Here is an 8,233-nt window from a genome sequence, read left to right as displayed (position 1 = left end):
GTCAGCGATCGCCCTCGCTGCAACCGTCATATTCTGGTTATGAGTCCTGAACCTAGACAAGCTACAGGGCAAAATCACGATCGGGCAACGCAATCTATCGCCTCAAACCAAAGCCAGAATTTCACAAATAAAGATGGAAGCTCAGTACACCTTTTAATTAAAGACACACAGTCAACGCTTCCAATTTGGAGGTAACGCGAAACTACCATCCTCAATTTAGGTACTTTTCGCGTTTCTGCTGAAAGTCCTCTTCAATCAAACATAATTGCTTGAACATAGCCTCTGTTGACGAAGACTTAGTCTTTGGTGGGTAAAGATCATGTGGGAATACACTTGGTACATAAGTGTCGATACCGTGCCTCTGCGCATGATTATCAGCTTTGAATATGTAATTGATGTAGTTTGAAAACGACGACGAGAACTTATGCTTTGGCTTGGTACTTTCCTCAAAATTCCTGACCCAAATCGTATTCCAACTGCATACACCATCAGCATCAATAAGAGGCTTCTTTACTTCACGTATGTCTGAAATTGCTGATTGTATTAGATAGATATATTTGGGTAGTTCTGCCTCAATGCGACACCAATCTGACTTTGAGAAGACCATTACACCAATGATAATGAGGTTCATATGGATTTTGTAATGTTTCCAGTGAAACTGTCCCTATCTTTGAGCATTCAACATCACCTGCAATCATCATAGAATAGGTGAAGTTATTTGGTTTTGATAAGTCTCCATAAAATGCTCGATGTACCTTCTGGAAGATTGCTCTCTTAAAGTGTTCTGTATCAAACACTTCATTTGTATATATGGTAATGGCTAATGATCTCTCTGATGCTGATTCAACATTATCATGCTTAAATAACAGTCTAGATTGATACATGAGTGTTTCTTGTTTGTTTTTGTTTAGTCCCATAATGCAAATTCCTTTTGGCAATAGAAATCCATTGACGTCGATGTACGCGCCTTTGGATCGTCAATGATTTAGATGGTTGGAAGCATCACCGCGGCGATGCTTTGTTGCCACAAATCTATTTATGTGGGCAGATCGGTCTCATTCGAAAAAAACTGAAAATTTTTGAATTATTTTTGCAGCCAGAGCAATCGAACTTGAGTTTGGGGGAAATGATCGCAACTTAAAGTGCGGATAGTTACTCTATGCGTTGCCGCCTGCTGTTTTGATGACACCGTTAGAAGATCAAAGCCCAAACAAGGTAGAATCAAAATATTAACTATCCGTGAGGACTGGCTCTCACGTTATGAAAACCTTCACATCTCAGATGATGCCCATCAACAAACACATAATATTTCGATACAAATTTGGTAAAATTCGATACAAATAAAAAATATAGTAATTTAAAAATACAATTTATTACTTATTTACACGCACATATGTCACCTTCAAAACATATGGGCGGTTCGATTCCAGGGTCGCCCACCATTTTCTAAGCATCAGATTTTATTATGCAAAATCTACTCGTAAGCTATAGAACCCTTCCAGCGCATGATGAAAGTCCGCTTCGTTAACTGTCATGTGGCAGACGCTGGAATCATGGCTCAAACCTATCAATCCGACGTCAATGCGGCGATCTACCCATCGCGATCATGAAGTGGTGCCGTTGATGATGCGCACCGATTGTCATCAACCCAAAGAAACCCAATCCCAACACTTGCTCCAACTCTTCGTCTGATCCGACCTGAACCAACATCGATGCACCGCCTTCAACTTCCCTAGCCGAAACGGTCCAATCCGACGATCCCTGCAACATGGGGCTGTGTGCCAACACCATGCGCTTGATGGATTCTGCTACCACCTGATCGCCTGTAACCATAAATCTCACATTCATGCCATCGACTGTTCGTTCAACCGACGCAATGGTCGTAACATTGTCCATATCAATGAGATGATCGCGTAGAGCTTTGATATCGACCTGCGCCCAATCCGTGTCCGGATCGTCACGCAGCAATGTGACGATCTCGGCAATCGCTGCGAACTGGGACTGGCCCGTTTCGCGAGGTGTTTGCGACATATGTGCATGTTGTGCCATAGCGTTGGATGCGACGAACAACATAGCTGCTGATAAAAAACCTAGTTTCATTTTACTCTCCTATTTCCTGATCACCCTACCCAACTTCGCCCCGATAGCTTATGATCTGGATCATATGCTTTCTGATCCTTTCTCCCATCTGCCCCCTACTGCTTGTCGCACAATTGATACGCAAAAGGGTGACGTGCTGTTTCGCCAAGACCAGACAACATCGGGACTTTACCTTGTCGTCTCTGGATACGTGACGCTACAAAGAACAGGACTGGGTGGTGATATCCTGACCCTGCACAGGGCAGCGTCAGGCGGGCTGTTTGCCGAAGCCTCAGTCTTCTCAGCGACCTACCACTGCGATGCGATCTGCACCGAAGCGGGCAGCGTGGTGAAGATCGCAAAGGCAGATGTCCTTGCAACGATGCAGTCCAGCCCAGCGTTTTCACAGGGCTTTACAAGATTGCTTGCGGTTCAGGTCCAACAATACCGCGCACATATCGAGTTGTTGGCAATTCCGTCAGCCAAAGAACGCATACTGGTGGCTGTTCAGGCAGGCTACTTCGATGCAACGGTGACCGAGTTGGCGACCCGCATTAATCTGAGCCATGAAGCCTGTTATCGCGCACTTCGAGGCCTATGTAATGATGGCCATATGGTCCGTGTTGGTCGCGGGAAATATACGCTGTCATAGCGCCCCATGTTTCAGTGCGGTGGGTTCCTGCTGGCTTGGACTTCGCGCTCACGGGTCGACCATGTCGATCTGATGTAGGCAAGGATATCCCAAATCTCGTCATCGGTGAGCGTTTCGCCAAAGGCGGGCATCCCGCTGTTGAACCCAGTGACGCCCCTGACTTCCAATGCGCCAGCGCCACCAAACTTTGTGTATTCAAAAAGAAGTTCATCATCGTGGTGCCATGTATGGCCTGTCGCGTCATGCGGCGGGGCTGGAAGGATTCCATCAGCGTCAGGAGTGCGCCAGTTCGGCTGTCCCTCAAGATTGGCCCCATGGCACGATGCGCAGTTGTCCGCGTACAGGGTTTGGCCCGCAACGATGTCACGGTGGTCCCAGTTGTGATCAGCAGATGCTGGGGCTGCCAAAGACAACAGTATTGGGATAAAACACCTCATGCCACGTTCACCCATGTGCGCATTCCGCCAATAGCGTGGCTCAGCATGTGGCAATGGATCAACCAACGGCCAGGGTTGTCGAACACGCAAATGATGTCGCGGCTTTCGCCGGCGTCAACTAACGTTGTATCGCGCAGATCGCCTAAGGCCCCGCTCTCATCAACCTCATAGAAATGGTGGCCGTGTAGGTGGATGCCATGCGGGAAGGCCGTATCATTGACCATCGTGATCCGCACCGTTTCTCCACGCTGAAAACGGCCAAAAGGATCGGATTGCAGGTCCGAGAGATTGTTGAAGGCCCAGATGTTATCACCATCATGTCGGCCACCCATTGCGCCGCCCATCATCGTAAGGATCAGGTTTTGTGTCGGTTCGGCTGGCGTCGTTACGACAGGTGGTGTCAGCGCCAAAATGAGATCAGCTTGTCTACCCGTATTGGTGCCGCTGACGGCTAAGTCAGCCAAGCGATATGGCCCTTGTCGGGTCATCATATCAAGTCCTACGGGGCCAGTGACATCTACGATCAGGTCTGCCCGTTGCGCGGGCGCGAGGACAAGGTTTTCCATCGAACGAGGGACGGCCAAGGCCATGCCATCCAAGGCAACTAGAGACCCGCTGACACCGCCCATCGCGACAGGGAAAATGCGGTTCGTGGCAACGTTGATCAACCGCAACCTGACCCGATCCCCCGTCTTCACCTGATCTTGGGACAGGAACGCACGGGCGAAATTGCCCATGTATCCGCCATGGGCGACACTGTGCATGTCTGCGAACTTATCTGACAGGCGACCATCTTCCAACATCTGCCAATCGGCCATCAACACAGTGATGTCGTGATCCACATCTGGGGGCGTTTCATCCTCAACAATCAGCGCTCCCATCATGCCACGTGCGACTTGCTCATGGGAAATGTAGTGCGAATGATACCAATATGTGCCCTCATCGGGCGGGACAAAGCTGTAGGTCTTGGTGTCGGAAGGTTCGATCAATTCTTGGGTCAACATCGGCACGCCATCCATCTGGTTTTCTAACCTGATGGATAGCGTGCCAATGCACTGCTGTGTCCTCCTTGAGCCCGTTCTCGACCTCGATGTTCACACGTTCCGCGCGACGCACCCGCAGCTCCGGACCCGGTGTTGATCCGTTGAAGCCCAGCATGGCTGTTGCACGCTCTCCATCAGGCAGGATTTGCTGTGTGACCGCTTCGGCCTTCAACCGCAACGGACTTTCGGCTGCGAATGCGGGCATGGGTAAGATCGCTGTGGCCGAGACGCTCGCCAAGAAGTGTCGTCTGTTCATGTGATGCCTCATGTTGGCAAAGTCAGGTTTGTCGTCAAAACGGCGGTCGTTCCCAACACGGCTAGGATGACCAACCATTCGATTGATATGGATCTAGAGAGATGGTGTGCAGCAGCTGGATCACCTGCACGGAGCGCGGGTATGAACCGAAGTTTGTTGACTGCTGCCAGCCCCAAAAGCAAACCCACCAGCAGAACCTTGATGATCAACGCTTGGCCGTATCCAGTGCTAATGAGCGCAGAGAACGAACCAACCATTTGATAACTCATGTAGCCACCCGCGATTATCAAGGCAGGAACCGTAACCGTGGCGACAACGCCAAATCGATGCCCCACATCCGCAGCCGATGCATAGCTGACTGACGATGAGGCCAATCGTTTCAACGGCGTAAGAACACCGATCCACAGTGCAACCGCCAACAAATGCAACATCAAAGCAATGTCGAGCAATGTCGTGTCACGACCAGAGACATGTCCGACCTGAGTGAATGACCAAATCGCAATCACGCCACCCAGCATCGACACCCAAATTCCAACGCGGCCCATAAACAAGCCAGCGATCAGCGCGCTCAGACCCACCAGACGTAGCAGCAATACGGTGCCGACAGGTGTGCTCCACAGCAGGCCCAGCATTTCCGGATCGGTCATGCCGCTGATATCGCCCGTCAGATTGGCACCGCGCAAAGAGAAGGCAAGCAGTGTGGCCAGCAACCCGAGAACCGCAAATGCAGCGGTCAGACCACGCGTGCGATCCAACCGAAACATCAGTGTAGCCATAACCGTGCCAGCCGCAGTCATCACGCCAAGATAAAGCGCAAACTTGGTGAGGATCGCCGCCAGACCGAACAGATCAGGCATCGTTATTCGACGGTGAAACTAAAGATGCCGTTCAAAGCATGACCATCATCACCCAGCCCGCGCCATTCAACCACGTAAACACCCGCACCCATGTCGTGCATCGGCAACACAAACTCCTGCGTGAAGGCCGTTTGCGCCCCAAGGTCCATGTCCATGCTGTGTGTGTCGGCATGGGTGATGACCACGCGTGTCAGACGGATGTTACCTTTGAAGTCCATCAGGACTTCCGTTGGCATCTCTGTAACGGTGGCCTTATTGGCAGGTGTCGTTGCATCAAGGGGGGAGTGTGCCATCGCACCCGTTGCCCAAATTCCGATCATCCCTGCGAGTAGAAGAGTTTTCATCGTTGTTTCCAGTCTTGTTATTGGCGATCAGTTGATACCGTTGGCACGCTGCAGTTCTCGAATATATGCGATGATCATGGCCACGTCACCTGTCGTCACACCTTCAACAGGAGGCATGTCTCCAAACCGCCAGTGATGTGCGCGAACGCCCATAGAAGCCGCGCGTTGAAACGATTCATCACCATGATGGCTCGGTTCATAGATGATATGGACCAGCGGCGGCGCGACGCCATCTTGGCCCGCCGCATTCACACCGTGGCACGCCACGCATTTAGCCTCAAAGCCGCGCTTCCCGATTTGGGCACTCTGCGACAGCGTCTCAGGCAGCACGACATCGGCCAGAACTCCGCCTTTCATGCTGACAGCGGCGTCAGTTGTGGCCGTTTGTGGCGCTTTGGGCCACATCGCGTAGCCCACGCCAGCCGCAACCAGAACGACGGAAATTGCGATGATCGATTTCATTGAAGGCACTCATCATCATATCTTTTTATCATAGATACGCCTTCCTGTAGGTGGAGGGTCAAACATTTTCTCATCACAGCTTCGAGAGCATCCAGATTGCCATGCCAATCATCATCAGGTTTTCAGTGAGTGACACGAACCCCAGCGGCACTTTGCTGTCACCACCAACGCAAGCGCACTTGAGGTCGCGTTTGTCGATGTAGACTGCCTTGAACACGCTGATCGCGCCGATGCTCGCTACGAACAACGCAGCTGGCGCCGACAGCCACGTGAGTACACCCGCCAACATAAGCAGCCCTGCCCCCGTCTCAACGAACGGATAGACATATCCGTAGCGCACCCACCGCTGCGCCAGCAGATCATAGTTTAGGAACATCGTGGCGAACCGTTCAACATCTTGCAGCTTTTGCAGACCCAACAGCACCATCGAGATCGAGATGAACCATTCCACCGTCCGTCCCGTGAATACGGACCCCAACGCCACCCAAGTCACCGCGACAGCCATCAACAAAGCGACCGTGAACAAAGCGATGACCGGCTTATAGGTCGTAGTATCTTGGGACTTTGCGGCTTTCCCTAGATGTGCACTCAGGTCATCGAAGCCACCGATGCGGACCTCACCAATGAACGTTTGCGGCGTCGTCTTCACATCATGCTTGGCTTTGAACGCCTCAACCTCGGCGCGACTGGTGAGGTGGCGGTCATCCACATGGAAACCCTGACGCTCTAACAGGTCTTTGGACTTCAGCCCGTAGGGGCACATGTGATCAGTCATCACCATCCGATAGAGTGTGGCCGTTTTGACGGTGGTATCCTTGGGCATGTCTTAAATCCTTCTGCGGACGTCGTTCAGAATGGCACCCTTGAAACGCGTTCATTATCACCTTAATCTCTCCAGCAACTGGAAGGTCAAGGGTGGATTTTGTGAATATCTCAGCGGCATCAAAGGCGGCGGGTCTGCCCGTCAAAACCGTGCGCTATTATGCTGACATCGGTTTGGTCGATGCACCGTCGCGATCGAGCGCGGGATACCGCACCTATGACGATGTAGCAGTTCGCAAGCTGGTGTTTGTCAGACGATCACGAGCGTTCGGATTCAGCATCGAAGAATGCCGCGAACTTTTGGGCCTGTATCAAAATCAGGATCGCACCAGTTCAGAAGTGAAACGCATTGCATCCAAGCGATTGGAGGAGATTGAAGAGAAGCAGCGCGAACTTCAGTCCTTGCATGATGAGTTGGCGCATCTGGTGACATCGTGCCGTGGAGACGACATGCCTGACTGTCCGATCATCGATTACCTCGGATAGCTTCGACAAAAGGGTGGTGGATTTTGATCCAATAACTCTACGAGCAAGAAATAACTAAGCCTAATGGACCTTATTTTCATGATCCGTTTTATAACATCTAGTTGATGCCAAATTGGATTTCCGGCTCGTCCACCATTACTCAGCGCGCCGAAACCCCTTTTAGAAAGACGGCGTGAGCACCCCTTCGTGACATAGTAAATGTTCTTTTGTTGCAAGACCTCCGCAGAAGCCAGTGAGCGACCCGTTTGCGCCTATGACCCTGTGGCATGGCAAGATAATTGCATTCGGATTGCTTCCATTTGCGGCACCCACGGCACGACTTGCTTTGGGACGCTCAAGTGCGGCTGCCAGTTGACCATAAGATTGCGCTTCACCAAACGGTAGTTTGGACAGGTGTTGCCATACACTTTTTTGAAAGTCGGTCCCAGTCAGGAAAAGCGGGAGGTCGAATTTGCGTAAATCTCCCTCAAAATAGGCATTGATCTGGCGTCGTACCTCCAGAAACGGTGCATCTGTTTGCTGCCAATCGAGTCTTGGCACGATTGCATTAGGACTAGTGGAGAAGCACAAATAATGCAGCGCACTTTCGTCTCCTGCAACCAGCAGCGCACCCACGAGGCTATCGATATATGTATAGCTGAGTTTGGTCATTGTGTCGGTCTGCGAATGGAAGACGGATAGCGCCCGTAGAGCTTCGAGAAAGTCGCGGTGAACCGTCTCACGCTGCCAAATCCCGCGTTTGTAGATATGTACGGACTCTCGGGACACTTCCTGTAAATTCCCTGATTTGGGATG

The 8,233-nt window shown here is 51.2% G+C and carries 12 protein-coding genes; 2 read left to right on the top strand and 10 right to left on the bottom strand.

Annotated elements, in window-relative coordinates:
• Positions 1–572: 572 nt before the first annotated feature.
• Both PFRI_RS21030 and PFRI_RS01805 read right to left on the bottom strand, forming a co-directional pair.
• Complete coding sequence (locus PFRI_RS21030) at positions 573–917, bottom strand: hypothetical protein (protein ID WP_139292068.1); 345 nt, start codon at positions 915–917, stop codon at positions 573–575.
• A 661-nt stretch (positions 918–1,578) separates the two neighbouring features.
• Complete coding sequence (locus tag PFRI_RS01805) at positions 1,579–2,100, bottom strand: hypothetical protein (protein ID WP_072629053.1); 522 nt, start codon at positions 2,098–2,100, stop codon at positions 1,579–1,581.
• Between the two features lie 64 nt (positions 2,101–2,164).
• Between PFRI_RS01805 and PFRI_RS01800 the strand changes: the two genes are divergently transcribed.
• Positions 2,165–2,731: a Crp/Fnr family transcriptional regulator gene (locus tag PFRI_RS01800; protein WP_072629052.1), complete on the top strand. Its 567-nt coding sequence runs from the start codon at positions 2,165–2,167 to the stop codon at positions 2,729–2,731.
• 11 nt (positions 2,732–2,742) lie between these two features.
• On the opposite strand, the gene PFRI_RS01795 is transcribed toward PFRI_RS01800, so the two are convergent.
• The 7 genes from PFRI_RS01795 to PFRI_RS01770 form a co-directional block, all read right to left on the bottom strand.
• Positions 2,743–3,183: a c-type cytochrome gene (locus PFRI_RS01795; protein ID WP_425439435.1), complete on the bottom strand. Its 441-nt coding sequence runs from the start codon at positions 3,181–3,183 to the stop codon at positions 2,743–2,745.
• Entirely contained in the window at positions 3,165–4,172 is a 1,008-nt protein-coding gene (locus PFRI_RS21785; protein ID WP_281249299.1) for a multicopper oxidase family protein, read from the bottom strand. Before PFRI_RS21785 ends, PFRI_RS01795 begins: the two co-directional genes overlap by 19 nt.
• Positions 4,108–4,467 (bottom strand): multicopper oxidase domain-containing protein, encoded by a 360-nt coding sequence (locus PFRI_RS21780; RefSeq protein WP_281249298.1) that lies wholly within the window; start codon positions 4,465–4,467, stop codon positions 4,108–4,110. Before PFRI_RS21780 ends, PFRI_RS21785 begins: the two co-directional genes overlap by 65 nt.
• Before the next feature lie 8 nt (positions 4,468–4,475).
• On the bottom strand, positions 4,476–5,324 hold the full coding sequence (locus PFRI_RS01785) for a CopD family protein (protein WP_072629051.1): 849 nt from the start codon (positions 5,322–5,324) through the stop codon (positions 4,476–4,478).
• 2 nt (positions 5,325–5,326) lie between these two features.
• Entirely contained in the window at positions 5,327–5,668 is a 342-nt protein-coding gene (locus PFRI_RS01780; protein WP_072629050.1) for a copper resistance CopC family protein, read from the bottom strand.
• Positions 5,669–5,695: 27 nt separating this feature from the next.
• Positions 5,696–6,130, bottom strand: a complete 435-nt coding sequence (locus tag PFRI_RS01775) for a c-type cytochrome (protein ID WP_072629049.1) — start codon at positions 6,128–6,130, stop codon at positions 5,696–5,698.
• Positions 6,131–6,203: 73 nt separating this feature from the next.
• A complete protein-coding gene (locus tag PFRI_RS01770) occupies positions 6,204–6,953 on the bottom strand; it encodes a MauE/DoxX family redox-associated membrane protein (RefSeq protein ID WP_072629048.1) in 750 nt (249 codons plus the stop codon).
• Between the two features lie 101 nt (positions 6,954–7,054).
• Between PFRI_RS01770 and cueR the strand changes: the two genes are divergently transcribed.
• Positions 7,055–7,438: a Cu(I)-responsive transcriptional regulator gene (gene cueR, locus PFRI_RS01765; protein WP_072629056.1), complete on the top strand. Its 384-nt coding sequence runs from the start codon at positions 7,055–7,057 to the stop codon at positions 7,436–7,438.
• Between the two features lie 159 nt (positions 7,439–7,597).
• Here the strand turns inward: cueR and PFRI_RS01760 are convergent.
• On the bottom strand, positions 7,598–8,233 hold a 636-nt coding region (locus tag PFRI_RS01760; protein WP_245812215.1), incomplete at its 5' end, for a methylated-DNA--[protein]-cysteine S-methyltransferase.

The organism is Planktotalea frisia, from assembly GCF_001890925.1.
GTDB lineage: Bacteria > Pseudomonadota > Alphaproteobacteria > Rhodobacterales > Rhodobacteraceae > Planktotalea > Planktotalea frisia.
Note: the sequence above shows the minus strand (reverse complement) of the source record. Positions and strands in the feature narration are given on the sequence as shown.